Genomic DNA, 26649 nt, shown 5'->3' on the forward strand with positions numbered 1-26649 from the left:
AATCGAAAGAATCATATCATATTCAGAGTTCTCCGTCATCCTTCTCAAATAGAAAAAAACACAAAAAAGTCCCGATCACGCCGCCAGCTTTTCCTTCGTTTTGAACCCCGCACCATGCAGGTGGGTGCTTTCTTCCTCACTTTATAAGTCCTCAGAAGAGGCATTTATGCAGAAAGGAAAGGCAAGCTCCCGTAGAAAAAAATGTTCGGTCAAAACTAGGTAACCACCGTACGTATCAGGACTTTATTTATTGGTTGATGAAAGCATATCATAGGCATGTCCCTTTTTCAAGCGTTTACATGCCTATAAACATGCGCCTATTTTACTGTTTTACTTTTGTTTTAATAGCCAAACTCAGTTCATCTAGCTGCGCTGCGCTTACAGTGCCAGGAGCATCTGTGAGAACACAACTTGCACTTGCCGTTTTCGGGAACGCAATGGTATCTCTTAGGTTAGATCGGCCGGCAAGCAGCATCACTAAGCGGTCAAGCCCAAGCGCAATTCCGCCGTGCGGAGGCACACCATGCTCAAATGCATCAAGAAGGAAGCCGAACTGATCGTACGCTTCTTCTTTAGAAAAGCCAAGTAAACCAAACATTTTCTCTTGAATGTCCTTTTCAAAAATACGAATAGAACCTCCGCCAAGCTCATAGCCGTTCAGCACAAGATCATACGCTTGAGCTTTCATATCTTCTGGACTTGTTTCAATTAATTCAAGATCATCCCGAACTGGCATTGTGAAAGGATGGTGGGCAGCATAGAAGCGGCCTTCTTCTTCATCTTTTTCAAGGAGCGGCCAGTCGACTACCCATAAGAAATTGAAGACAGACTCATCGATGAGTTTAAGCTCTTTGCCAAGTTTTAAACGAAGTGCGCCAAGCGCATCATGGACAACAGACGTCTTATCTGCAACAAAAAGTAAAAGGTCGCCTTCTTCAACTTGAAGCTGTTCTTTTAATTCTGCTTGTTTGGACTCATCAAAGAATTTAGCGATTGGTCCTTTTAACTCTGTCCCTTCAGCTTTTAGCCAAGCAAGACCTTTTGCACCATAGTTCGCTGCAAATGCACCAAGTGCATCGATGTCTTTTCTTGAGTAGTTTGCTGCAGCCCCTTTGACATTAATCGCTTTGACAGCTCCGCCATTGTTTACAGCACCGCTGAAGACTTTGAAATCTGAGTCTTTTACCGTATCTGAAATGTTGACAAGCTTCATGTCAAATCGGGTATCTGGCTTGTCAGAACCATAGGAATTCATCGCTTCATCGTACGTCATACGAGGTAATGGCAATGTCAGGTCAACACCTTTGACATCTTTCATCACCTTTGCCATCATCTCTTCAGCAAGCGTCATGATGTCTTCTTGGCTCATAAAGGACATTTCAATATCGACTTGTGTAAATTCCGGCTGACGGTCAGCACGCAAGTCTTCATCTCTAAAGCAGCGAGCGATTTGATAGTAGCGGTCCATCCCAGACACCATGAGTAATTGCTTAAATAATTGCGGAGACTGCGGCAGCGCATAGAATTCTCCTTCGTGTACACGGCTTGGCACAAGATAGTCACGCGCACCTTCTGGCGTACTTTTTGTTAAAATTGGCGTTTCAATGTCTAGAAAGCCGTGATCATCTAAGAAATGGCGGAATGCTTTTGTGACTTCATGTCGCATTTTCATCGTTTCAAACATCGCAGGACGGCGAAGATCTAGGTAGCGGTATTTTAAGCGCACATCTTCTGATACCTCATCTGCTTGATCAGAAATCACAAATGGAGGCGTCTTGGCTTCATTTAAAACAGTGACTGTGTCGACTTGAATTTCAATTTTACCTGTTTTTAAATTTGGGTTGATCGTGGCTTCTTCTCTTGCGACCACTGTCCCTTTAATATCAAGGACATATTCATTACGAATCGATTCTGCTGTCTCAAGAGCCTCTTTTGATTGGTCTGGATGAAAGACAACTTGCACAATGCCTGTACGATCACGCAGGTCAATAAAGATTAATCCACCAAGGTCACGACGTTTTTGTACCCATCCTTTTAATACAACTGTTTGACCAATTTGGTCTTCTGTTACTTCTCCACAATAAAAAGTTCTACCAAACACAAACATTCCACTCCTTCTTTACGCTTTCTGGTGGGCTTTCATCATTTGAATCAGCTCATCAAGCTTCACTTCAATTTGTTCACCCGTTGTCGTATCTTTTACATTTACAATTTGCTGCGCCAGCTCATCTTCACCAAGAACTGCAATAAACTTGGCTTTCAAGCGGTCTGCGGCTTTAAATTGTGCTTTTAGCTTTTTCCCTGTATAGTCCATTTCACTTGAAATGCCTTCTTTTCTTAGGCGATTCAATAAGCCAACAGCATAATCTTTTGCTTGATCTCCTAATGCCGCAATATATAAATCAATGCCGTCTTGAACAGGAAGCTCGATCTTCTCTGCATCAATCGCTGATAGAAAACGTTCAATACTCATCGCAAAGCCGATACCTGGTGATTCAGGACCGCCAATTCCTTCAACAAGTCCATCATAACGGCCGCCGCCGGCTAATGTTGTGATCGCGCCAAAGCCTTCTGCATTACTCATAATCTCAAAGGCAGTGTGATTGTAATAATCAAGACCGCGCACTAAGTTTGGATCGACGACATATTCAATGCCTAGATCGGTTAAGTATTGTTTTACTTTTTCAAAATAAGTCCGTGATTCTTCATTTAAGTAATCTTGAATGGATGGTGCCGTTGCCATCAGTTCGTGATCGCGGTCCTTTTTACAATCAAGAATACGCAATGGATTTTGATGTAAACGAATTTGGCAGTCGTGACAGAATTCATCAATTCTTGGTTCAAAATGCTCGACAAGTGCTTGACGGTAATCTGCACGGCTTTCTTTGTCACCAAGGCTGTTAATGACGAGTTTTAAGTTGGAAAGACCCGCTTTCTCATACACACTCATCGCTAATGAAATGACCTCTGCATCAATGGCAGGATCTTTTGAACCGATCGCTTCAATTCCGAATTGATAAAACTGACGATATCTTCCCGTTTGCGGACGCTCATAGCGGAACATTGGTCCAATGTAGTACAGCTTTGTAGGCTGTGAAGGCTGTGCAAACAGTTTATTTTCAACATAAGAACGGACAGTTGAAGCTGTGCCTTCTGGGCGAAGTGTGATGCTACGTCCTTTTTTGTCTTCAAATGTGTACATCTCTTTTTGAACGATATCTGTTGACTCGCCTACTCCTCGTGCAAACAGTTCCGTATGCTCAAAAATCGGTGTGCGGATTTCTTTGTATTGAAAGGCTGCACATGTATCTCTCGCAATTTGTTCAACATACTGCCAGCGTTCTGATTCTCCCGGTAAAATATCCTGTGTGCCTCTTGGAATATTAAAACTCATTTTTCGTCCTCCTACGACCATCATTCATTTTTTATGTGGACATATAAAAAACCCCCGCCTCTACTATGTGTATAGTAGGGACGAGAGTTATACCCGTGGTGCCACCCTAGTTGGAACATGATCTAGCCATGTTCCCGCTCAAATCCTTAACGCAGATTCACGTTCTCCGCCTAATGACTCATTTTTTGAGTGTTCAGCAGGAAACCTACAGAGTGTTCTTTCGTGATAAATGCCATGCGGATTCGCTTTCAGCCTAAGGCGATTCCTCTCTGCTCACGCAATTTACCCTACTATTCTCTATCATCAGTTCCACATTTTAAATTTTCAAGTGTGTTGATTTATATTATAATAAGGTCGGTGCTGCCACTCTGTCAACCCTTGCCGTGTCTCTTTTTCTTTTCCAGCTCTTCTTTTGACGTGCATCCGTATTCAGATGCCGTTTCTTCAAGGAAGCCTGGTTGATCCATTTCGTCGTGCTGCCAGCGGTCGATATCACGATGTCCATTATATTGCACTCGTCCTAATTTTCTGCTTAATCTCATGTTTGTACATCCTTTTATCACATTTTTATCTAGTATAAACAGATTGATTCATTTTTATTAGGGAAACTGCAAGGAATTCATCCATTACATAACGAATTAACATTCATCGGTTTTACAAGGGAGGGGAAAACACCGTTTTGAATCTGAAAACACACCATCACATCATGTTGCTGCTCACCTGTTTTATCCTCATTGCCAGCACTTGGCCAATGACACATGCGACGGCTCAAACAGATCAAGCTGTCGTTGCAACAGATGAAATCAATGTGCGAACCGGACCTGGTTTAAGCTACGGGATCGCAGCAGTTGTGAAACGAGGAGAAAGCTATCCCATTCTCACTGAACAAGGAGAATGGGTACAGATCGGGCTATCGAACGGACAAAAAGGCTGGGTCGTCTCATGGCTGATTACCAAGTCATCTGATGCACAAAAGCCTGCTAAGCAAAAGACGCAAGGTCAAAGTACGCAAGGAAGCAGTTCGATTACGTCAACAGCCTCCGACCTTCGCATTCGGACAGGCCCAGGGACTTCCTATCAAGTCATTGGCACTTTCCCGCAGGGCGCTTCCGCTAAAAAGCTGGACACAAGCGGCGAATGGACAAAAATATCGTACAAACAAGCGCAAGGCTGGGTCCACTCTGATTATATTTCCGGCGGACAAAACGCTTCTTCATCCAGTTCAGCTGAGCCCGCTCGTTCTAAACAGTCCGGCACAGTTGGCGTATCAAGCTTGAATGTTCGAAAATCGGCGGCACCAAATGCACAAGTAGCCGCTTCACTTTCCCGCAACACTCAAGTCACCATTTTACGGGAGCAAAATGGCTGGTATGAAATCGAAGCAAAAGGCATTAAAGGCTGGGTTGCAAGTTATTATATTGTCTCAAGCCAAGGAACAAGTTCAGCACCTGAAAAGAATTCATCCTCTTCGTCATCTCATCAGAAAGCGTACATCGTTTATGATGGAACGAATATTAGAAAAAGCGCTTCTACCTCTGCTGGTATTGCAGAAAGAGGAACAAAAGGAGCTGCTTATCAAATTGTTCGTACGCAAGGTGACTGGTACGAGGTGACATTATCAAACGGCGGAACAGGCTACGTGGCGAGCTGGGTCGTTCAAACAAAGAAAAATAGCAGCGAAGCACCAAGACCTCAGCAGGATTCATCGTCTAGCACTGGATCTTTAAAAGGCAAAACAATTGTTCTTGATCCTGGTCATGGCGGAAAAGACAGCGGCACGATCGGCGCAGACGGTGCATTTGAAAAGAATATCACGATCAAAACCGCTCATTTGCTGGCGGGTAAGTTAAGAGCTTCTGGAGCAAATGTCTATTTAACAAGAAGTGATGATACATTCATCAGCCTTCAATCGAGGGTTGCCACTTCACATTACCGAAATGCAGATGCATTTATTAGTCTTCATTATGATAGCTTTATGGACCCAAGTATCAGAGGGAGCACCGCATATTATTATCAGGCATCCAAAGATCAACGTCTGGCGACAAGCGTTCATACGGAAGTCGCAAAACGATCACAGATCCCTGATAAAGGAGTCAAATTTGGAGATTATTTTGTTTTAAGAGAAAACAAGCGCCCTTCCCTTTTATATGAACTCGGCTATTTAAGCAATCCTCAAGAAGAAGCGATCATTTATAGCGCCTCTTACCAAGAACGAGTGACAGAAGGAATGACAGAAGGATTAAAACAATATTTCCGATAGAAAAAAGAGGCCGCTGCGCCTCTTTTTTGATACCAAAAGAAAAAGACTCTAAACAAACTCTCAGCAAGAGTTTATCTACAGTCTAATGTCTTTCTATTCTTTGCTGTCCATCAACATGGTGACAGGCCCCGAATTGGTCAATGAGACGTCCATCATCGCCCCAAAACGTCCAGTTTCAACATGGATGCCTTTTTCTCTAAGCGTTTCATTGAAGCATTCGTAAAGTGAATTCGCTACATCCGGTTTGGCAGCTTTCATAAAGTTCGGCCGTCTGCCTTTTCTCGTATCACCATAAAGGGTAAATTGAGACACAGACAGCACACTCCCTTTTACATCTAACAAAGAATGATTCATTTTCCCGTTTTCATCTTCAAAAATACGCAAGTGTGCGAGCTTTTCAGCTAAGTAATGCACATCTTCTTCTGTGTCTTCATGTGTAACCCCAACGAGCACCATATAGCCTTCATTGATGGCACCTGTGATCTCTTCTTCTACTTTCACAGATGCACTCGTCACACGCTGAACAACAAGCCTCATAGACGATATACTTCCTTTCTAATTCATAAATCGGCGAACTGAGTAAATGTCTTTGATTTGTTTGATGCGTTCTACCACTTTGTGCAAATGGTTAATATTTTGGATAAAGATCGCCATATGGATCGTCGCCACTTTGTTACGATCAGACTTACCAGAAACCGACGAGATGTTCGTTTTGGTTTCGTTGACTGCTTGAAGCACCTCATTAAGTAAGCCGCGTCTGTCATATCCTAATATTTCAATTTCCACATTGTATTCTTTACGGTTTCGAGCAGGCTGTTCATGCTCCCACTCAACCGGGATTAACCGTTCCTGCGCTTCTCCTGTCTTCACGTTCGGACAGTCATCACGGTGAACAGATACGCCACGGCCTTTTGTAATAAAGCCAACAATGCTATCACCAGGAACAGGATTACAACACTTAGATAAACGGACAAGCAAGTTATCAATGCCTTTCACTCGCACGCCAGCTTCTCGTTTTTTCCCGTGATATGGTTTTGACTCTACAGACACTTCTTGAACGGTTTTCTCTTGCTCTTCCTGATCTCTTTGTTTTCTTTCTTTTTCCGTTAAACGATTCGCCACTTGGAGTGCCGTAATTCCGTTATAACCAACAGCTGCATACATGTCCTCTTCATTTGAGAAATTAAATTTATCGGCCACTTTTTGCAGATTTTCAGCGGTCAAGATGTCTTTGACATCGAACTCAAGGTTTTTGATTTCTTTCTCCACAAGTTCTCGGCCTTTTTCGACATTTTCTTCACGGCGCTGTTTCTTGAAAAACTGTCTGATCTTGTGCTTCGCTTGGGAGGTTTGGGCAAGTTTGACCCAATCCTGGCTTGGTCCATAGCTATGCTTAGATGTCAGAATTTCAATAATGTCACCTGTTTTTAACTTATGATCAAGTGTGACCATTTTACCGTTGACCTTGGCTCCGATTGTTTTATTCCCAATTTCCGAATGAATTCGGTATGAGAAATCAATTGGAACTGAACCAGACGGCAGCTCTATGACGTCTCCTTTTGGTGTAAATACAAACACCATATCAGAGAAGAGATCGATTTTTAACGATTCCATAAATTCTTCCGCATCTGTGGATTCATTTTGGAATTCAAGGATTTCTCTAAACCAAGACAGCTTCTTCTGGAAAACGGCTTCTTCCGTCGATTCTGCTGACTCTTTGCCTTCTTTATACGCCCAGTGTGCGGCAATTCCGTATTCAGCAATTTCGTGCATCTCCACTGTACGAATCTGAACTTCAAGCGGGTCCCCTTTTGGACCAATCACCGTTGTATGAAGAGACTGATACATATTCGGCTTTGGCATCGCAATATAATCCTTAAATCTGCCTGGCATCGGCTTCCAGCATGTATGAATAATACCAAGTACCGCATAGCAGTCTTTAATGCTGTCAACCAAAATACGTACAGCCAGCAAATCATATATTTCATTAAATTGCTTATTTTGCATGACCATTTTTCGATAAATACTATAAATATGTTTCGGTCTGCCGGAGAATTCAGCCTTAATGTTCACCTCAGACACGCGGTCTTTTACTTCATTGACAACCTCGTCCAAGTATTCCTCACGTTCCGCTCGTTTACGCTTCATGAGATTCACAATCCGGTAGTATTGCTGCGGATTTAAATAGCGGAGGGCTGTATCTTCAAGCTCCCACTTAATCTTTGAAATCCCTAATCTGTGCGCAAGCGGTGCAAAGATCTCAAGGGTTTCATTTGAAATTCTTCGCTGCTTTTCCTGCGGAAGGTGTTTGAGTGTTCTCATATTGTGAAGACGGTCTGCCAGCTTAATTAAGATGACGCGAATATCCTGCGCCATTGCAACAAACATTTTACGATGGTTTTCAGCCTGTTGTTCTTCTTGTGATTTATATTTAATCTTTCCGAGCTTTGTCACACCATCAACAAGCATGGCTACTTCTTCGTTAAAATGCTCTTTTAAATCTTCTAATGTCACATCCGTGTCTTCGACAACATCATGCAAGAAGCCGCCAGCAATGGTCGAAGGATCCATTTCAAGATCAACAAGAATTCCCGCCACTTGAATAGGATGGATAATATAGGGCTCACCGGATTTCCGGTATTGCTCCTTGTGAGCATTTTCAGCATATTCGTATGCACGCTCTATAAATTGAATATGTTCAGCGGACAGGTATTCTCTTGCCTTATCAATGACCTGCTGCGCCGTTAAAACTTGTTCGTTCGCCATGGAATCACCTTTTTAAATGAAAACTGTATTGTAGTTTATTATCAAGAAAAATTCGATAGATGTAAAGAGAAGAAGTCCGCTAAAAGATTTTTGATAGGAAAAAAGCACCCTTCTTACTGAGTGCTTTTTGCGTAAAACTCCATTAGTATTGCATTAACGTCAAGATGTCGTAACCGTCAAGCTTCTTTCTGCCATCAAGATACGTCAGCTCAATTAAAAATGCAATCCCTGCCACAACGCCGCCTAATTCCTCAACCAGCTTGATGGATGCTTCAATCGTTCCACCTGTCGCAAGCAAATCATCTGTGATCAGTACACGCTGACCAGGACGAATTGCATCTTTATGAATCGTTAATACATCTTTACCGTATTCCAAACCGTAATCGACTTTGATGACTTCACGAGGAAGCTTTCCTTCTTTACGAACTGGGGCAAAACCTACACCAAGTGCGTATGCTACAGGGCAGCCAATAATGAATCCGCGCGCTTCAGGGCCAACAATCAGATCAATGTCTCTTTCCTTCGCGTATTCAACGATTTGATCCGTTGCATAACGGTACACTTCGCCTTTATCCATTAACGTTGTAATATCTTTAAATTGTACACCTTCCTTTGGGTAGTCAGGTACAACTGTCACATATTGTTTTAAATCCATCTTTTCCTTTTCCTCCTCGTACGTCAAAGCACAGGTGAGACTTCGCTCATCATGCTATTCAGCCATTCCTTCAGCTCTTTGGCTGAGGAATATGTTAGTGTTTGATCGAGTTCCATCAATCGTTGTTTTGCTGTATAAGACGATGATGCGGTTAAATCTTTTTTAGGGGCATCACGCACTATTGACAGCACACCATTCTCTATTTTAACAAAACCGAGTTCAAAAAACACCTTTGTCATAAAAATGATTGTATCTTTTGTCCAACCTCTATGTTTGGCAAGCTCCATGCCTTGTTCTTTAATAGGAAAACTTCCCCGTTTGAACAAGAACCCATAAAACCATTTGAATTGATCACGGCTCGGGAATGAGGACATAAAGTGATCTTCTTTCCGCTGAAACACCGTATAAATTCTTGCTGGTTGTTGATTTTCTAAAAGCAGCTTGAGCAAGTGTTCATCGGCAGGAACATCGGCAAAGATCACATACTTTTCCTGCACATCAAACGTGGATACATTTTCTGCATCAATAAGATGAATCGGAATATCCACCAGCTCCGATTGCTTTTTTGTTTCTTCGTCAAAACAGAAGACCATCGTTTTTGCTGGATCAAGTGTTGATACTTTCTTTTCCCAATCTTTTTTCCCGCGTAAATCAAACAGCTGCCATTCATCGACTCTAGCGTCTTTTAGCATGAGCTGAGGTTTCTTTCGGTTATTCCATTCATTAATCGAGACCTCGCCAACGACAGAAATTTGACTCCCTGGGACAAGTTCTTCTTTTAGTTTGCCTTGGTGAAAACCGACACAGTCGAGCAGCTTGTCTTCGTCTTTTAGTGACATTTTAATGTGATTTTGATTGGCCCCGATCGTTCGGATGTCTTCAAGCTGGGCGTCTTCAATCATAATGAACGGCTTAGGATTCTGCATGCCAAACGGGGACAGCAGCCCCACTTCTTCAATGGCTTGCACCGTCATTTCGTCCACTTTACATACTGCATCGACCCGTTGAATTGGAATGAAATCTTCTTCTGTCAACGTTTCATTTGCATATTGATTCAATCTTTCCCTAAGTAAAGGAACATCATCCGCTCGAAGTGTCATTCCTGCTGCCATCGGGTGTCCACCGAAATGCGGCAGGATGTCACGGCACTTGCTCAAATGGAAAAATAAATCAAAGCCAGGAATACTTCGGGCTGACCCTTTCGCCATCTGCGTTTCTTCATCTATTCCAAGCACAATCGCCGGACGAGAAAATGTATCCGTCAATTTTGAGGCAACAATGCCGACAACGCCTGGATTCCAGCCAGCTTTTGCTACGACGATAGCAGACTGGTCAGCACCTGTCTCTTCGACCATTTGAATGGCTTCTTCCGTGATCGTACTCACAATTTTCTGCCGTTCTTTGTTCAATTCTTGTACAAAACGAGCGAGTTCTTCTGCTTCATCCATATCCTCAGTCATGAGAAGATGAACAGCCGGATCTGCCTGCTCAATTCGTCCAACAGCATTCAGCCTTGGCGCAATTTGAAAGCCGACCGTTTCCTCATTTGCTTCTTCAAGAGTGGCGCCTGCTTCTTTTAATAAAGCTTTTAATCCAGGCCGTCTAGATTGACGAAGCTGCATCAGACCTTTTTTGGCAATCCATCTATTTTCATCATACAGCGGGACAAGATCCGCAATTGTACCGATTGCAGCAAGATCTAATAATTCTACTGGGAGTTTACCGAGGAGTGCATGTGCCACTTTAAACGCCACACCGACACCCGCCAGCTCTTTAAACGGATACTCACACCCTGGCTGCTTAGGATGTACAATCGCAAGTGCCTCAGGCAGTTCCTCGCTTGGTTCATGGTGATCTGTGATGATCAGGTCTAATCCTATTTCTTTTGCAATACGTGCTTCATTTACAGAAGCGATCCCTGTATCCACGGTGATGACAAGCGATGCTCCTTGCTCTTTGATATATCGGAAAGCCTGTTCGTTTGGCCCATATCCTTCTTTAAATCGATCTGGAATATAAAAGTCTACCTTCGCAGATCGTTCTTTAAGTGTATGTAAAAGTACAGACGTACTTGTCACACCATCTGCATCATAATCTCCGAAGATCACAATCGATTCCTGCTCTTCGATCGCTTTGTTGATGCGCTCTACTGCTTCTTTCATTCCTTTTAATAAGAATGGATCATGAAATTCGGCTTTTTGATCAAATAAAAAAGACCTCGCTTCTTCTACTTCTTCGAGCCCTCTTTGTACAAGAAGTGATGCAGTCAGCGCTGAAATATTCAGATTTTCAGAGAGTGATTTCACTTTTTCTTCGCTAGGATGTTCATATTCCCAACGCATTTTGGATAATAACATAAATTCACCCCTCAACCACACTATTATACTAGAGTGGACTGAGGGGTTTCAATTTTTATTTTATGAAATTGTACTGGAAGATTATTTTTCCTTCCGGTCAAAAGACGCTGGCTGTTCTTTTAAAGGTGTGACATTCGTTTTCTTTTGAACGTCTTTGTCTACCTTTTTTGGAGAAGCAGTAGGGGCAGTCACAGCGGCTGAACGTTCAGCTTTTAATGCTTTTAATTCACGTTTTAGTTTCACAATTTGGAAAATCCCCGCAAAAGCCACAATGAGTCCGCCCATAAGAACAGAACCGATAATGACAAGGATCAGCGGCCATTCAGCCGTTCCAAATAAGTAGTCTACCTGTACAGGCCGCACGTTAATAACAGCAAATACTGAGACAATTAATACGAAAATAAATGCGAGTATGATGGTCCATTGTTGTTTATTCATCTACAAATCCCCCAAGCTTTTTCTTTTATTCTTCCCTCTTTCTTGTCCTTTTTAAACACCGAAAGAACATGGCGGAAGGTTTTCTATCAGCATGGGCGCTTAGCTGCTGAGTTTTTCTTTAATGAGGCTCTTTAATTCTTTTCTTTCTCCAGAGATGACAAGGGTGTCTCCTTCTTCAATCACCGTATCTGGTCCTGGGTTTAAAATTTTCTCATGTGATTTTCTCACAATGGCGATGACTGTCACTTGATAGTTTTGGCGAACACTCAGGTCTCCGATCGTCTGGTTAACAGCCGGTGCGTTCTTTTCAATCTTAAACCATTCAATGATGAGTTCATCAATGGCCACCTCCACTGTCTCAAGCGCTTTTGGTTTATAGACCATGCCGCCTAAAATAGCCGAGATTTGTCTTGCTTCTTCATCGCTCAGCAAGATACCAGAAATACATTCTTCGTGATCATCTTCTTGAAAATGATACATCTCTCTTCTGCCGTCATCATGTGTGATAATGGCAAGCTTCTCATTATTTCTTGTGATCATTTCGGCTTTGTGACCGATACCTGGCAGTTCAGTTTCCCGAACCTTCATAACAGCCCCTCCAATGAATAAAAGCCAAATGCCCCAAACGGACACTTGCTTTCTATACTGATCTAAACGTATGTCATTATAGCAAAAGACCATTTCAAGATCAATGAAACCCGAAATGTTTTTACATATCATCTTATTGTTGTGACGATGACAAATATGATGCATGAAAAAAAGACTGCCAAGGTGGCAGTCTTTCCGTTTAAATATCTTGTTCTGTATCTATTTTAGCCGGCTTTTTCAGCTCACGGCCTTTCCATATCAGCCAAATTTGTGCCGCAATGTAAAGGGATGAATACACCCCTGTTAATAGGCCGACAAGTAAGGCGATGGAGAAGTTTGTAATAGATGCTGAACCGAAAATGAGAAGTGCAATCACCACTACAAGTACAGTGAGTACAGTGTTCACAGAACGCGTAAAGGTTTGCTGTAAACTTAAATTCACAATGTACGATAAATCTTCGATCGTTTTCGGTTTGCGTTTCTTCATTTGCTCACGCACCCTGTCGAAGGTGACAATCGTGTCATTGATCGAATACCCAATGACCGTGAGTATCGCTGCTATGAAGGTGACATCCACCTCTAAGCGCGTAATGCTAAAGAAGGCAACGATAAAGAATGCATCGTAAAGCAGAGAGACAATCGCTGCAATCGCCATTTTATACTCAAATCGGACGGATACATATAAGATAATCCCGATCGAAGCAATGATGACAGCGTATAATGCGTTACGCGCAAGCTCTTTTCCGACTGTCGGAGACACTGTACTTACGTTAGGCTCCGTTCCGTATTTATCTTTGAAGTAATCTTTCACTTCAGCAATTTTTTCTTTATTCGGAACACCGACAAATCGAGCTACTGCTTGATTTTCTTTTTGCCCCGATAACACAACACTGTCTGTCTCAAGGTCTAGCTTTTTAAAATCTTGCTCCACCTGTTCTGTTGACAGTTTATGGTCACTTTGAATATCAACTCTAGTACCACTTGCAAAGTCAATACCTGCATTGAGCTTGAAGATCGACAGCACAATGATTCCAGCAATGGTAATGGCTGCTGAGAAAATCATAAAGCCTTTACGTTTGCTGACGAAATCCCATTTATCAAATGGTGTTTTCGGTTCAGTATTTTCAGTTGTTTCATGAATATCAATGATGTCTTTCTGACGAACACCAAACCAGCCTTTTCTGCGATCGAGATAACGGCTTTCTACAAGTAAGCCAAGAAGGAATCTTGATAGGAAGACAGCCGTGATAAAGCTTGTCAAAATTGATAGGATAAGCATGGTTGCAAACCCTTTGACAGAGCTTGTTCCAAAGAAGAATAGAACCCCGCCGGCAATAATACTTGTTAAGTTTGCATCAAAGATCGTGGCAAACGATCTGCGGTTACCCGATCTGAAAGCAGAACGGACAGATTTACCGAGCTTAAGCTCTTCTTTAATCCGCTCATACGTAATAATGTTGGCATCGACAGCCATCCCTACCCCAAGAATCAATGCAGCGATTCCAGGCAGTGTCATGACCGCCCCCATCCAGTCAAAGACTTGCAGTGTGATATAGATATAAGCTGACAGTGTAATGACAGCAACAAGACCTGGTAATCGGTAATAAAACAGCATGAATAAGAAGATAAATGCTATTCCTACAATTCCTGCGAAGACTGTTTCGTTTAGTGCTTGCTCACCAAACTGTGCACTCACAGATGTTGAATATTTTTCGGTTAATTTTACTGGCAATGCGCCGGCATTTAAAATGCTCGCAAGGTCTTTTGCCTCTTGAACCGTAAAGTTTCCTTCGATTTGTACGTCACTGCTGTTAATTTCTTGGTTTACATTCGGCGCAGATACATACTTATGATTTGATTTAGAGACTTCTTTTTTGAAGGAATCTCCCTTATGATAATCAAGCCAAATGACAAGCTGATTGTTTGGTGCCATCGCCGCTACTTTTTTTGTCACGTCACCAAACTTTTTCGCATCCTTTAGTTTGACCGTCACGATCGGCTCATTCGTTTGATTGAATGTTTGTTTTGCACCATTTTCAACAAGATCAGATCCGTTTAGGAGTTCTTTGTCATTCGTATCTCTGAAGGAAAGCTGTGCTTCAGTCGATAGAATCTCCCGTGCTCTGTTTTGATCTTTTACACCCGCAAGCTGTACGCGGATACGGTTGTTTCCTTCAATCGAAATGTTCGGCTCACTGACCCCAAGCACGTTGGCTCTTCGGTTTAAAGCCTCTACTGTACTGACGAGAACACCATTTGTGATCTTGTCTTCTTTTTTCACTGGGTGTACATCATACAGAACCTCAAATCCACCCTGTAAGTCCAGCCCTAGCGTCATATCTTTCGCAACGGGCTTCGTTAATAAGCCCACACCAGTTCCGATTAACAGAACCACTAAGAAAAACGCAAGTATGCGCCCTTTTTTCATTATGTATTTCCTCCTTAAACACCTGAATCCATTTAGATGGCTTATTTCAACAGTTCGTCCAGCATATTCTTGCCATCTTCACTGTCCAAAAAAGCAGACGTTTTGAACGACTGAACGGTTGCATAGTTCATAAATTCGCCAATTTTCACAGATAAAATATCTGCAACCATTTCATGAATTGGATACTCTTGTTTTTTCTTCCACTTCTTATTCTCTAAGTATGACCATAATTCCTCTAAATCTACATCTTTATAGCCCAAAACGATGAATTCTTCAAGCTTACTGAACAGAAAAGGCTTTAGATGGTCTTTGTATATAGCAGCCGGATGTTGTGTCATTGTGAGGCTCCCCCTTTTCAGTTTTTTATCGAGAGACTTGTCATGCTTGGACGATATACACGCATATCTTATTGTATATGATTCTATGTCGTTTGAGAAGGCAGGTGATCTGTGATTTGACGAAGCAAACGTTTTTAAAAGGGACGATTATTTTAATTTTAGCAGGTTTTATTACAAGAATATTGGGTTTTGTCAATCGAATTGTGATTGCAAGGTTCATTGGTGAAGAAGGCGTAGGGCTTTATATGATGGCAGCGCCTACCTTTTTTCTCGCCGTGACGCTGACACAATTCGGACTTCCTGTTGCTATTAGTAAGCTAGTCGCAGAAGCAGAAGCCCGTGGTGACAAACAGAAAACAAAACGCATTCTAGTGATGTCCCTTGCGATAACAGGAACACTCAGCCTGATTTTCACGCCGCTCTTTTTATGGTTTGCCCCTATTATGGCGGAAAATATGCTGACAGACCCTAGAACGGTCTATCCTCTGCTTGCCATTACACCCGTCGTACCCGTTATTGCGATCTCTAGTGTGTTAAGGGGCTATTTCCAAGGAAGACAACAAATGAGCCCGCTTGCGATGTCGCAAGTACTAGAACAGGTCGCAAGAATTTCACTCGTGGCAGTATGTACAACAGCGTTCTTGCCTTATGGAATTGAATACGCAGCCGCAGGCGCTATGATTTCATCTGTCATCGGGGAAATGATTTCACTTGCTTACTTACTGATTGCCTTTCGTTATAAAAAGACCATCCGTATCCGAAAACGTTTTTTCAAGGCAATTCATGATGGGAAGGATACGTTTAAGCAGCTCATGAGTATTGCCCTGCCAACGACAGGCAGCCGTTTCATCGGCAATATCTCTTGGTTTTTAGAACCGATTGTAGTCGCGCAAAGCCTTGCGATTGCCGGTTATGCAGCTGTGGAAGCAACAAGGCAGTATGGAGAATTGACGGGACTTGCGCTCACCCTTTTGACACTTCCTAGTTTTATCACGTATTCTCTCTCCACCGCACTAGTTCCAGCGATTAGTGAGGGGATGGAACAGAACAAACGCAAAACGGTCGAATACCGGCTCAAGCAGGCGATGCGCCTTTGTTTATTAAGCGGGGGCATTTCATGTATTATCCTTTTCGTGTATGCAGAAAATTTAACCCTCTTCATGTATGGTTCATCTCATGCCGCTGTCTATGTAAAATTCATGGCGCCCTTCTTTTTGCTCTATTACTTTCAAGGGCCGCTGCAGGCTGTCCTGCAAGCATTAAATTTAGCGGGGGCAGCGATGACCAACAGTTTGATAGGAGCTGTTGTGAAAACAGGCATGATCTTTGTTCTTGCTTCACAGCCAAGCTTTGGCATTATGGGCGCAGCGCTTGCGATCCTCATTGGCATCGTTCTTGTCACGTTGCTCCATGCGGCAACTGTCGGTAAAGTGCTGCCTATTCATTTACCATTAAAAGAATATGGACTTTGCGTCCTTGTGATCATCGGCACTGGGGCAGTCAGCTTATGGATGAAACATCAAGCGAGCGGACGACTCTTTTCCGCACCTTTAGAGCTTGTCATGATGATCTTTTTGACGTGCGTGCTGTATGTCATTCTATTAATCTGTCTTGGGCTAGTGAAACGAGAAGAGCTGCGCCGCATCCCGTTTATTGGGAAGCTGCTGTAGCTCATCTTTTCTTTATAATTTCATCTTTCAAATCAATATAAAAATTCTTCTGATTAAAGCTGCAGTAAGAGATTTGCTCGATATCATGATAGCCTCTTTTGGCAAGCTCCTTTATCAGCCACTGTTCATCATGGTTGATCTGCTTGAGATGATCATGCTGAACCACACCATCTGCAATAAGCGGGAGCTCAAGCGCTGCATGTTTGCGCTTGTTTTCTTTTTCAACAACGGCGAGCTTTCCTGAAGGCTCTAAGATGGCATATGAGACATCCTGGATACTATCGATGTTATTTTCTCTTAATTGAATCAGCAAATCATCAAAATTGTATCGCTGTTTTCTCATCGCACCCTCATCTATTTTTCCGTTGATGATGAGCAGGGCCGGCTTACCGTCGAGAAAACGCCGGACACCTTGGAATTTTAGTGACAAATAGGCAAGGGTGATTTGAATGAAGGTTAACAGCAGGATCGGCCATACTGTATGTAACATGTGATCCTCTACTTCTTCTATGGCGAGCACCGCAATTTCAGCGATCATCATAAAAATAACAAGATCTAAAATACTCAGTTCCCCAATCTCCCTTTTGCCCATTAAACGAAAGATAAACCAAATGAGAAAATATAAAATGATTGTTCTCATGGAGATAATTAAGATGTCCTGCATATGATGTAAACCCTCCTTCTCCACCATAGCTTGTGTCAAAACACTTTATTTATGTAGAAAAGAAAGCCTCGGTTTTTATCACGAGAAACATGTCTATTTTTTCTTCTCCGTGAATACATTTTAGTAAAAGACAAGCTTCGGTTAATTGGAGAGGAGACGAATCACATGCAGGAAACGAAACAAATAGGAAAAGGCATTTTATCTGGCTTAATTGCTATTTTTGTCGTGATGATTGTCACAAGCTTACTTGTATCACTGATGCTTACCTTCACAAGTATGCAGGAATCATCGTTTAAATGGATGATCATGATCTTGTCCTTTGCGGCACTTTTTCTAGGAGGAATGATTTCTGGAGGGAAAGCAAAGGAACGAGGCTGGCTCATTGGCGCCATGACCTCTTTTATCTTTTCACTCACTGTCTTTTTATTTCAATATTTAGGGTTTGGAGAAACCTTTTCACCAGAACAATTCATCTATCATGCAGCCTTTTTGGGAATTTGTATGCTAGGGGGAATGATTGGCGTTAATCTTCGGGGCAAATAAAAAAAGAGCGAATGATATCGCTCTTTTTTTATCGCTATGTATTGGAGGATTAACCTTTGTCAGCTAATTCTCTAATAGCACGTCGGTCGAAAGTTAAACGGTTGTTTTCGCTTGTTTTGATGACCACTTTTGATTCATCAATGTAGTCGATTTCACCGTGTAAACCACCGATTGTGACGATTTTATCGCCTTTTGATAAAGATTGCTGCATCTGACGCACAGCTTTTTGTTGCTTTTGCTGTGGACGGATTAACAAGAAGTAAAGCACAGCAAACATGACAACAATCATAATGATTGAACCCATACCACCATCCATTCTATCTCACCCCTTTCTAAAGCATTGTAAAGCTTTTCGTTTATGCGTTAAAAGTTTTTCGCATTCGGTTTGTTAAAGCCATAACGCTCAAAAAACTCTTCTCTAAAATCACCTAAACGATCCTCACGGATAGCTTCTCTCACTTGCTCCATTAATTTTAACAGAAAATGAAGATTATGATAAGTTGTTAATCGAATTCCGAACGTCTCATTTGTACGGATCAAATGTCTAATATAAGCGCGTGTGTAATTTTTACATGTGTAGCAGTCACAGTTTTCATCGATTGGTCTGAAATCACGCTCATATTTAGCATTTTTCACAACAAGGCGTCCTTCACTTGTCATGAGCGTACCATTTCTTGCAATTCGCGTTGGCAGTACACAGTCAAACATATCGACACCGCGAATCGCGCCGTCAATTAATGAATCTGGTGAGCCGACACCCATTAAGTACCTCGGCTTGTCATCCGGTAAAAATGGCGTTGTGAACTCCAGTACTCGGTTCATCACGTCTTTAGGTTCACCAACAGATAAACCTCCAATGGCATAGCCTGGGAAATCAAGTGAAACAAGATCTTTTGCACTTTGTTTACGAAGCTCTTCGTATTCTCCGCCCTGTACAATGCCAAACAGCCCTTGATCCTCTGGACGCTGGTGCGCTGTTAAGCAGCGCTCTGCCCATCTGCTTGTCCGCTCTACAGAACGTTTCATATAATCATACTCTGCTGGGTACGGAGGACATTCGTCAAATGCCATCATAATATCTGAGCCGAGCGCATTTTGAATCTCCATCGCTTTTTCAGGAGAAAGGAACAACTTATCTCCATTTAAGTGATTACGGAAGTGAACGCCTTCCTCTTCAATTTTTCTAAATTCACTTAAAGAAAACACTTGGAAACCGCCTGAATCTGTTAGAATCGCTCGATCCCAGTTCATAAATTTGTGCAGGCCGCCTGCTTCTTTGACAATGTCATGCCCCGGGCGCAGCCATAGATGATACGTATTGCTTAAAATGATGCCTGCTTCCATTGCTTTTAACTCTTCAGGCGCCATTGTTTTCACTGTAGCCAGTGTACCAACTGGCATAAATACAGGTGTTTCAAAGGAGCCGTGCGGTGTATGAACGCGTCCAAGACGTGCACCTGTTTGTTTGCATGATTTAATGAACTCATAACGTATCGGTAATTGCGACAAAAATGAGCCCTCCTGTCTTTGTTGTATGATGTTATTGAATCAGCATGGCATCGCCAAAACTGAAGAATCGATATTCCTCTTTTACAGCCTCATTGTACGCTTTTAGGACGTATTCTCGTCCAGCTAATGCACTGACAAGCATAATTAAAGACGATTTTGGCAAGTGGAAATTCGTGATCATGCCATCAATTGCCTTAAATGTATAGCCTGGATAAATAAAAATCGACGTCCAGCCGCTTGACGCTTTGAATTCACCATCATAAGCACTTGCAATGGTTTCAAGCGTTCTTGTCGAAGTTGTTCCGACTGAAATAATCCGCCCGCCTTCCTTGCGCACGCGATTAAGCTCTTCTGCCGTTTCTTCATTCATTTCGTAAAACTCTGCGTGCATTTCATGTTCTTCAATGCGTTCAGCACTGACCGGTCGAAATGTGCCAAGCCCTACATGGAGCGTAATAAACGCAATATGCACTCCTTTTGCTTTCAGTGCATCCAGCAGTTCATTTGTAAAGTGAAGACCGGCAGTAGGCGCAGCAGCCGAACCAACCTCTTTGGAATAAACGGTTTGATAACGCTCACGATCGTCAAGCTGCTCTTTAATGTACGGAGGCAGCGGCATTTCACCTAAAGATTCAAGTACTTCATAAAAAATGCCTGTATACTGAAACTCAACTTTTCTTCCGCCATGTTCCAGTTCTTCTGTACATACCGCTTTTAATCGTCCATCACCAAATGTAATGACTGTTCCGTTTTTCACACGTTTTGCTGGTTTCACGAGTGTTTCCCATTTGTCTCCTTCTTCTTGTTTCAAAAGAAGCAGCTCCACTTTAGCACCCGTATCCTCTTTCGTTCCAAACAGACGTGCAGGCAATACACGTGTATTGTTTAAAACGAGACAATCACCCTTTTGAAAGTAATCTGTGATTTGCGAGAATGTATCATGTGTGATGTCACCTGTTTGTTTATGTAAGACCATCAGTCTTGATGCATCTCGTTTTTCAAGCGGCACTTGTGCAATCAATCTTTCTGGTAAATCAAAATCAAATAGTTCTAACTTCATTTCCTTCACCTATTCTGTAGTTAACTAGTTAACGTTATTTCATCCGTCCGAAGACATTGAGTAAAATGGTTAGGACGATGCTAATGACAATGCATGTAATCACAGGAAAAAAGAACGTTACGTTCCCTTTTTTCACGAAAATATCGCCTGGAAGTTTCCCAACCAATTGAAACACTAAACCTGCGGCAAAAAGGACACCACCTAAAATCATCAACATTTTAGGGAATTCAGTCACGAATCGGAACCTCCATATGAAAATGTTCATACGCTTCTCTTGTGACGACCCGCCCTCTTGGTGTTCTTTGCAGAAAACCAATTTGCAGTAAATATGGTTCGTACACATCTTCAATCGTATGTGATTCTTCTCCAATTGTCGCTGAGATCGTATCAAGTCCAACAGGACCGCCTCTAAATTTTTCAATCATACTTAAAAGCAGCTTATGATCGATATGATCAAGTCCGAGTCTGTCAACTTGCAGACGCTCAAGAGCATCTTCTGCAATGTCTTGTGTGATCGCATGATTTCCAAGCACCTGCGCAAAATCTCTTACTCTTCTGAGCAGACGATTGGCGACCCTCGGTGTGCCTCTAGATCTTCTTGCAATCTCTTCAGCTGAACGAATGTCGATCCCAATCTCAAACAGCTCGGCTGTTCTTGCTACAATGTGAGCCAAATCTCTTTGCTCATAGTATTCCAATCTTGCATGAACTCCAAACCTATCACGAAGCGGCGCTGTTAAAAGCCCAACACGGGTTGTAGCACCTACAAGCGTAAATGGCGGTAAATCAAGCCGCACAGAGCGTGCTGTATCTCCTTTTCCAATCACGATATCTAGACAAAAGTCCTCCATCGCTGGATATAGCACTTCCTCTATTGAACGCTGCAAGCGATGAATTTCATCAATAAACAGAACATCGCCAGGTTCAAGAGATGTTAAGATCGCCGCCAAATCGCCAGGGCGTTCAATCGCCGGTCCAGACGTTGTACGCAGCTGAACATTCATTTCATTGGCAATGATCGACGCAAGCGTTGTTTTCCCAAGTCCCGGCGGTCCATATAAAAGGACGTGATCCAGTGTTTCCTGCCTCATTCGGGCAGCTTCAATAAATACGCTGAGATTATCCTTTACTTTCTGCTGGCCAATATATTGACTAAGCGTCTGTGGACGCAGACTTTGCTCAATGGCTGATTCATGGTTGTCTGCTTCAGTTGAGACGAGCCGTTCATCCATGAGACATCACCCTATTTCAACATTTTTTGTAAAGCTTTTTTCACATATTGATCGGTTGTCAGATTCTTCTCTTCTTTTAATAAAGGAAGAACCTTTTTGATTTCACGATCACCATACCCAAGGACACTTAAGGCTTCAACCGCTTCATCTAAAGCGCTTTGCTGCGTTTCAATCTGGATATGATCCTCGTGGTTAAATAAGTTTCCTATCATTTCAGGCACCACATCTGCGAGCTTCCCTTTCAGATCTAGAATGATCTGACGTGCTGTTTTTTTGCCAACACCCGGGAATTTAATGAGGAAAGCTTCATCCTCTCGTTCGATCGCTGAAATGACAGCGCCAGGATCACCGGAAGCAAGAATCGCAAGCGCACCCTTCGGTCCAATGCCTGTGACATTTAACAGTTTTGTGAACAACGCTTTTTCTTCTCGTGTTTGGAATCCATATAACGAAAAAGCGTCTTCCTTTATGTAATGATACGTATAAATCGTTTCTTGTTTTGTTACTCGATAGATAAACGGATTTGGGGTATAGACTTGATATCCCACTCCGCCGTTTTCAATGACAACATATTGCGGGCACACATAATCAATGGTCCCTTTTACAAACTCTATCACCGTTTTCACCTCTTTGACTGTTCTCCATTGTAACATAAATCGAAGAGAAAACCGTAATAAAAGTTAACATACGTTCGCTCAGCCTTTTTTCATAGTTAACCCATGAAAAAGAGCTTGCGGTCTTCACACCAGCAAGCTGTCATACGATTAAAACGATTGTTCATTTCGGTAAGGTTTCATGACTTCAAGCACATGCTCAAATTCATCTTTTGTTCGAAATGGAATGCCTTGTGCAAGCTGCTGCTCTACATGACTTTCCAAGCGGGACGTATCAATTTGAAAAAAGAGATGAATAGGCTCCGCCCACCCGTCAGGCCTTCCATGAAACGTAGAAATCACGCCGTCTTCTGATAATCCGATATATCCATTTGCTTTACTCAAAGGCGATATATCGTCAATTTGCTTTCTAAAAAGGGCAAAATCCTCTCGCTGTTCTACCAATGTCCAGCCCTTATACTGGGCCCAAAATGTGTCTTTGTCTTCTAATGATGCCCGCTGTCTTTCAATACTTACATCGCCGTCTAGATAGACCTTTTCAAGCTGAACGTTGATGGTTTTTGACTCTTTTTGCAAGTGTTCTGCTGCTTCCATATCAACAGCGAAAAAGAGTACACTTGTCATGATAAGTCCTGTAACGAAATACTTTATTTTCACTTTCACTATTTACACCTCTTTAGAACATAAGATCGATGCATGACATATGTAGTTTGACCCATTTTGCTACACATTAACCAAATCGATGTCTTGACACATAATGAGAGTCTTTCGTTGTATCCTTCGTGCGTAAATGTTATGTTTTATACAATCCATTGCTCTACCGAATTACATGGTTTTTTCATCATTCGTTTTTCAGCCGCATAAACTGAAACCAAAGAAGGTGAAGTCAATGTCAGATGTCAAAAGATTAGCCGAATCGATTCAGTATCAAGAAGAAAAGCGTTTTAATAAGCTCGTCTTTAAACCGGCTGAGCTTGAGCTGTGCGGCAAAGGAAGAAGTGCCTATGTATTTTCATACAAAAAAGACGGCAAGAAAATGGCGTTAAAAGTCTTTTTTCCTTCTTATCGAAACATCGCCCGCAAAGAGGCTGCAATTTATGAAAAACTTTCCGGCTCCTCCTATTATCCTGAGATTTACGAGTCTGGGGATCAGTATATTTTAATGGAATATATTAAAGGTTATACTTTCTATGAATGCCTGACAAAAGGAATTCCGATCAAAAAACAAATGATTGAACAAGTAGATGATGCATTGGAAGAAGCACGCGCGAAAGGTTTAAATCCTTCTGATATTCATCTGCGAAATTTAATTTTAACAAAGGATGGCCGCGTCAGGGTCATTGACGTCGCCCGCTTCACGCAAACGAAAACATGTCATCAATGGGATGATTTAAAAGCTGCATACGCCTATTATCAAAAACCTTTTTTCCCTAAAAAAGCGCCGCGTCTGTGGCTTGAAGTGATTGCCTATTTGTATAAGAAAAACTGGCTGTCTCGAGGTCAGCTGAACAACCGAAATGATTTTACTGCATAATGAAAGCCGCTCGAAAAGAGCGGCTTTCAGATTGTTGACAAAGGGCTAAAATGAACTTAATTTTAGCCCTTTGTCTTCTTTTCAGCGTGATAGAAAACCTTTGAATTCTAGGAAGGACGAGTACCGGCGCGGAGCGAATTTGACATTCGTGAGCACCGGCACGCAGGACTGACACCGAATGCGAGGGTTTGTCTACACGCTGAAAGCCGCTCTCTTTGAGCGGCTTTCTGTTTTATTCTGTTTCTACATGGATACTATTCACATTTAATAGGTTAATGATTTCATTATTCAGCTTAAACCAATGATTGGCTTCCTCAATTTTTTTATACACATCATAGGTAGCTGGACGTTTTAGCTCGAAATCGAGCACTTCCCCATTGTTCATATGAAATGTTACCTTAAATACTTTCATCATAAGATCACCTTCCACTCTGTCTTGTTCACTAACCGAATCGGTCAGCTCTTTTCATTCATTCTCTATTCAATCCGTTTCCCCTGCTTCTTTCCTTCTAAACACAAGAAGTTTAAATTTTGTTTAAATTCGCACAACATATCTATCTATATACTCTTCAAAAGAAGTATATTGAATGAAAAGGAGGCTGCCTTTATGAAACAAAAGAAAAAACGAACATCTCCAGAGAGACAAACAGTCCTGTTTCATTTAACAGATGCCCTCATCCCAAGTATTGAAACGATGGCGATTGCAGTAAGAGCATTTTTCCACCTCGTGAGAAAAGCCATTTCAGCCGTTTTATAAAACCCCGCACTAGAGGAGAGTGCGAGGTTTTTTTTAGGATTGATAGATTTGGCTGCCTTGATGGATAAACTCTTTTGCCTTCTTCTCCATCTCTCTTTTCACTTCTTCTGATTGGTTGCGGATGTCATGGGAAATTTTCATACTGCAAAACTTTGGTCCACACATGGAACAGAAATGAGCGGTTTTAGCACCTTCAGCAGGCAATGTTTCATCATGGAATGCCAGCGCTCGTTCTGGGTCAAGTGACAGGTGAAATTGATCCCGCCATCTGAATTCAAATCTCGCTTTCGATAAGGCATCATCACGCTTTTGAGCAGCAGGATGTCCTTTTGCTACATCAGCTGCATGTGCGGCAATTTTATAGGCGATGACGCCTTCTCTTACATCTTCTTTGTTCGGCAGACCTAAATGCTCTTTTGGTGTCACATAGCACAGCATGGCGGTTCCGTACCAGCCAATCATCGCCGCACCGATCGCGGATGTAATATGATCATATCCCGGTGCAATATCTGTTGTTAGAGGACCTAACGTATAAAAAGGTGCCTCTTTGCATATCTCCATCTGCTTATCGACATTCTCTTTGATTTTATCCATTGGAACATGACCAGGTCCTTCAATCATGACCTGTACATCATGTTTCCAAGCGATCTCTGTTAATTCCCCTAACGTTTCCAGCTCTGCAAACTGCGCTTCGTCATTTGCGTCCGCAATGGATCCAGGTCTGAGCCCGTCCCCAAGCGAAAAGGCAATGTCATACGTTTTCATGATTTCACAAATTTCTTCAAAATGGGTATACAGAAAGTTCTCTTGATGATGAGCGAGACACCATCTTGCCATAATGGCTCCGCCTCTTGAAACAATTCCTGTGACCCGGTCGACTGTGAGCGGAATATACCTTAACAGGACGCCCGCATGAATGGTGAAGTAGTCAACCCCTTGCTCTGCCTGTTCAATTAATGTGTCTCGGTATACTTCCCACGTCAAATTTTCTGCGATTCCATTCACTTTTTCAAGTGCCTGATAAATCGGGACAGTTCCTACTGGGACTGGGCAATTGCGGATAATCCATTCTCTCGTTGTATGAATATCCTTTCCTGTAGACAGGTCCATCATCGTATCTGCCCCCCATCTAATTGCCCATGTCATCTTCTCCACCTCTTCTTCAATGGACGACGTCACAGCTGAATTGCCAATATTCGCATTAATTTTCACGTGAAAATTCTTCCCGATGATCATCGGCTCACTTTCAGGGTGGTTAATATTCGCTGGAATGACCGCTCTTCCACTAGCCACTTCCTCTCTAACAAACTCAGGACTTAGCTGTTCTCTCAAAGCGATAAACTCCATTTCAGGCGTAATGATCCCCTTTTTTGCATAATGCATTTGCGTCACACAAGCACCTTGTTTCCCGCGGAGCGGCACATGATGAAAATCTGTATGGGCAGCTTGATAGGATTCTTTCCCATTCAAGCGATATCCATTATCTTCTGGCTTTACTTGACGCCCTTCATAGCTTTCAGTATCTTCTCTTTCTTTAATCCATTTTGATCTCAGACGCTTTAATCCCTTTGTGACATCAATATGAGCCTCCTCATCTGTATACGGTCCACTTGTATCGTACACACGAATCGGTTCATTTTGGATATCACCTGCTTGTGTCACTGTATTTGTGAGCACGATTTCTCTTTTTGGCACCAAAATGTCAGGTCTTGAACCTTGTTCATATACCTTTCGACTGCCTTCAAAATTTGATAATAAAGATTGCGTTGATGGAACATTTGTCTTTTCATTCATTTGCTGTTCTCTCCTTCTTTTCGTGTGACCGGTCAGGATGGAATCAGC

General features: G+C 42.3%; 26 protein-coding genes, 1 other RNA gene and 1 other annotated feature. Of the genes, 5 read left to right on the forward strand and 22 right to left on the reverse strand.

The window, feature by feature from the left end; translation table 11 throughout:
- Positions 1–64 precede the first annotated feature (64 nt).
- From ssrS to M2353_RS12710, 4 genes are all read right to left on the reverse strand, one after another.
- A non-coding RNA gene (gene ssrS, locus M2353_RS12695) (6S RNA) lies at positions 65–245 on the reverse strand.
- Between the two features lie 77 nt (positions 246–322).
- A complete protein-coding gene (gene aspS / locus M2353_RS12700) occupies positions 323–2101 on the reverse strand; it encodes an aspartate--tRNA ligase (RefSeq protein ID WP_026050119.1) in 1779 nt (592 codons plus the stop codon).
- Positions 2102–2119: 18 nt separating this feature from the next.
- On the reverse strand, positions 2120–3394 hold the full coding sequence (gene hisS / locus M2353_RS12705; protein ID WP_072368032.1) for a histidine--tRNA ligase: 1275 nt from the start codon (positions 3392–3394) through the stop codon (positions 2120–2122).
- Between the two features lie 73 nt (positions 3395–3467).
- Positions 3468–3707, reverse strand: a binding site (T-box leader).
- A 58-nt stretch (positions 3708–3765) separates the two neighbouring features.
- Positions 3766–3936 (reverse strand): YrzK family protein, encoded by a 171-nt coding sequence (locus M2353_RS12710; protein WP_003216250.1) that lies wholly within the window; start codon positions 3934–3936, stop codon positions 3766–3768.
- A gap of 164 nt (positions 3937–4100) precedes the next feature.
- Here M2353_RS12710 and M2353_RS12715 point away from each other — a divergent pair, with 164 nt between their 5' ends.
- The gene (locus M2353_RS12715; protein WP_425332884.1) at positions 4101–5654 is read left to right on the forward strand and encodes an N-acetylmuramoyl-L-alanine amidase family protein; all 1554 of its coding nucleotides are present in this window, start codon (positions 4101–4103) and stop codon (positions 5652–5654) included.
- A gap of 93 nt (positions 5655–5747) precedes the next feature.
- On the opposite strand, the gene dtd is transcribed toward M2353_RS12715, so the two are convergent.
- The 8 genes from dtd to M2353_RS12755 form a co-directional block, all read right to left on the reverse strand.
- Entirely contained in the window at positions 5748–6191 is a 444-nt protein-coding gene (dtd, locus tag M2353_RS12720) for a D-aminoacyl-tRNA deacylase (RefSeq protein ID WP_008342725.1), read from the reverse strand.
- Positions 6192–6209: 18 nt separating this feature from the next.
- Positions 6210–8420: a RelA/SpoT family protein gene (locus M2353_RS12725; protein WP_008342726.1), complete on the reverse strand. Its 2211-nt coding sequence runs from the start codon at positions 8418–8420 to the stop codon at positions 6210–6212.
- 142 nt (positions 8421–8562) lie between these two features.
- Positions 8563–9075, reverse strand: coding sequence for an adenine phosphoribosyltransferase (locus tag M2353_RS12730; protein WP_008342729.1), 513 nt, complete (start codon positions 9073–9075; stop codon positions 8563–8565).
- 23 nt (positions 9076–9098) lie between these two features.
- Complete coding sequence (gene recJ / locus M2353_RS12735; RefSeq protein ID WP_284725523.1) at positions 9099–11432, reverse strand: single-stranded-DNA-specific exonuclease RecJ; 2334 nt, start codon at positions 11430–11432, stop codon at positions 9099–9101.
- Between the two features lie 81 nt (positions 11433–11513).
- Positions 11514–11870, reverse strand: a complete 357-nt coding sequence (locus M2353_RS12740; RefSeq protein ID WP_284725524.1) for a LapA family protein — start codon at positions 11868–11870, stop codon at positions 11514–11516.
- A 99-nt stretch (positions 11871–11969) separates the two neighbouring features.
- Positions 11970–12458 carry a cation:proton antiporter regulatory subunit gene (locus tag M2353_RS12745; protein ID WP_008342734.1) on the reverse strand — a complete coding sequence of 163 codons (489 nt, stop codon included), beginning with the start codon at positions 12456–12458 and terminating at the stop codon, positions 11970–11972.
- Positions 12459–12657: 199 nt separating this feature from the next.
- Positions 12658–14886: a protein translocase subunit SecDF gene (gene secDF, locus M2353_RS12750; protein WP_284725525.1), complete on the reverse strand. Its 2229-nt coding sequence runs from the start codon at positions 14884–14886 to the stop codon at positions 12658–12660.
- A 41-nt stretch (positions 14887–14927) separates the two neighbouring features.
- Positions 14928–15224, reverse strand: a complete 297-nt coding sequence (locus tag M2353_RS12755) for a post-transcriptional regulator (RefSeq protein WP_003216788.1) — start codon at positions 15222–15224, stop codon at positions 14928–14930.
- A 116-nt stretch (positions 15225–15340) separates the two neighbouring features.
- Here M2353_RS12755 and spoVB point away from each other — a divergent pair, with 116 nt between their 5' ends.
- Entirely contained in the window at positions 15341–16894 is a 1554-nt protein-coding gene (gene spoVB, locus M2353_RS12760; protein ID WP_284725526.1) for a stage V sporulation protein B, read from the forward strand.
- A gap of 1 nt (position 16895) precedes the next feature.
- Here the strand turns inward: spoVB and M2353_RS12765 are convergent, their stop codons facing one another.
- Positions 16896–17558, reverse strand: coding sequence for a DUF421 domain-containing protein (locus M2353_RS12765; RefSeq protein ID WP_024718383.1), 663 nt, complete (start codon positions 17556–17558; stop codon positions 16896–16898).
- A gap of 165 nt (positions 17559–17723) precedes the next feature.
- Here M2353_RS12765 and M2353_RS12770 point away from each other — a divergent pair, with 165 nt between their 5' ends.
- Complete coding sequence (locus M2353_RS12770) at positions 17724–18101, forward strand: TIGR04086 family membrane protein (protein ID WP_007501492.1); 378 nt, start codon at positions 17724–17726, stop codon at positions 18099–18101.
- A gap of 49 nt (positions 18102–18150) precedes the next feature.
- Here the strand turns inward: M2353_RS12770 and yajC are convergent, their stop codons facing one another.
- The 7 genes from yajC to M2353_RS12805 form a co-directional block, all read right to left on the reverse strand.
- Positions 18151–18417 (reverse strand): preprotein translocase subunit YajC, encoded by a 267-nt coding sequence (yajC, locus tag M2353_RS12775; protein ID WP_003216659.1) that lies wholly within the window; start codon positions 18415–18417, stop codon positions 18151–18153.
- Positions 18418–18464: 47 nt separating this feature from the next.
- Complete coding sequence (gene tgt, locus M2353_RS12780; protein ID WP_008342748.1) at positions 18465–19610, reverse strand: tRNA guanosine(34) transglycosylase Tgt; 1146 nt, start codon at positions 19608–19610, stop codon at positions 18465–18467.
- A gap of 31 nt (positions 19611–19641) precedes the next feature.
- Entirely contained in the window at positions 19642–20670 is a 1029-nt protein-coding gene (gene queA, locus M2353_RS12785) for a tRNA preQ1(34) S-adenosylmethionine ribosyltransferase-isomerase QueA (RefSeq protein ID WP_024718385.1), read from the reverse strand.
- 34 nt (positions 20671–20704) lie between these two features.
- Positions 20705–20905 (reverse strand): DUF2905 domain-containing protein, encoded by a 201-nt coding sequence (locus M2353_RS12790; RefSeq protein WP_008342752.1) that lies wholly within the window; start codon positions 20903–20905, stop codon positions 20705–20707.
- Entirely contained in the window at positions 20898–21902 is a 1005-nt protein-coding gene (gene ruvB, locus M2353_RS12795; RefSeq protein ID WP_007501501.1) for a Holliday junction branch migration DNA helicase RuvB, read from the reverse strand. The genes M2353_RS12790 and ruvB overlap by 8 nt, the downstream gene beginning before the upstream one ends.
- An 11-nt stretch (positions 21903–21913) precedes the next feature.
- The gene (gene ruvA, locus M2353_RS12800; RefSeq protein ID WP_017358123.1) at positions 21914–22519 is read right to left on the reverse strand and encodes a Holliday junction branch migration protein RuvA; all 606 of its coding nucleotides are present in this window, start codon (positions 22517–22519) and stop codon (positions 21914–21916) included.
- 147 nt (positions 22520–22666) lie between these two features.
- A complete protein-coding gene (locus M2353_RS12805) occupies positions 22667–23179 on the reverse strand; it encodes an intercompartmental signaling factor BofC (protein WP_008342756.1) in 513 nt (170 codons plus the stop codon).
- Between the two features lie 226 nt (positions 23180–23405).
- On the opposite strand from M2353_RS12805, the gene M2353_RS12810 reads away from it, so the two are divergent.
- Positions 23406–24050 (forward strand): serine/threonine protein kinase, encoded by a 645-nt coding sequence (locus M2353_RS12810; protein ID WP_017367714.1) that lies wholly within the window; start codon positions 23406–23408, stop codon positions 24048–24050.
- A 232-nt stretch (positions 24051–24282) separates the two neighbouring features.
- On the opposite strand, the gene M2353_RS12815 is transcribed toward M2353_RS12810, so the two are convergent.
- Positions 24283–24465 carry a hypothetical protein gene (locus M2353_RS12815; protein ID WP_008342761.1) on the reverse strand — a complete coding sequence of 61 codons (183 nt, stop codon included), beginning with the start codon at positions 24463–24465 and terminating at the stop codon, positions 24283–24285.
- 192 nt (positions 24466–24657) lie between these two features.
- Here M2353_RS12815 and M2353_RS12820 point away from each other — a divergent pair, with 192 nt between their 5' ends.
- Entirely contained in the window at positions 24658–24807 is a 150-nt protein-coding gene (locus M2353_RS12820; RefSeq protein WP_162835670.1) for a hypothetical protein, read from the forward strand.
- A 33-nt stretch (positions 24808–24840) separates the two neighbouring features.
- Here the strand turns inward: M2353_RS12820 and thiC are convergent, their stop codons facing one another.
- Positions 24841–26601: a phosphomethylpyrimidine synthase ThiC gene (thiC, locus tag M2353_RS12825; protein WP_284725527.1), complete on the reverse strand. Its 1761-nt coding sequence runs from the start codon at positions 26599–26601 to the stop codon at positions 24841–24843.
- Between the last annotated feature and the right edge of the window lie 48 nt (positions 26602–26649).

The organism is Bacillus aerius (assembly GCF_029894105.1).
GTDB classification, from domain to species: domain Bacteria; phylum Bacillota; class Bacilli; order Bacillales; family Bacillaceae; genus Bacillus; species Bacillus altitudinis.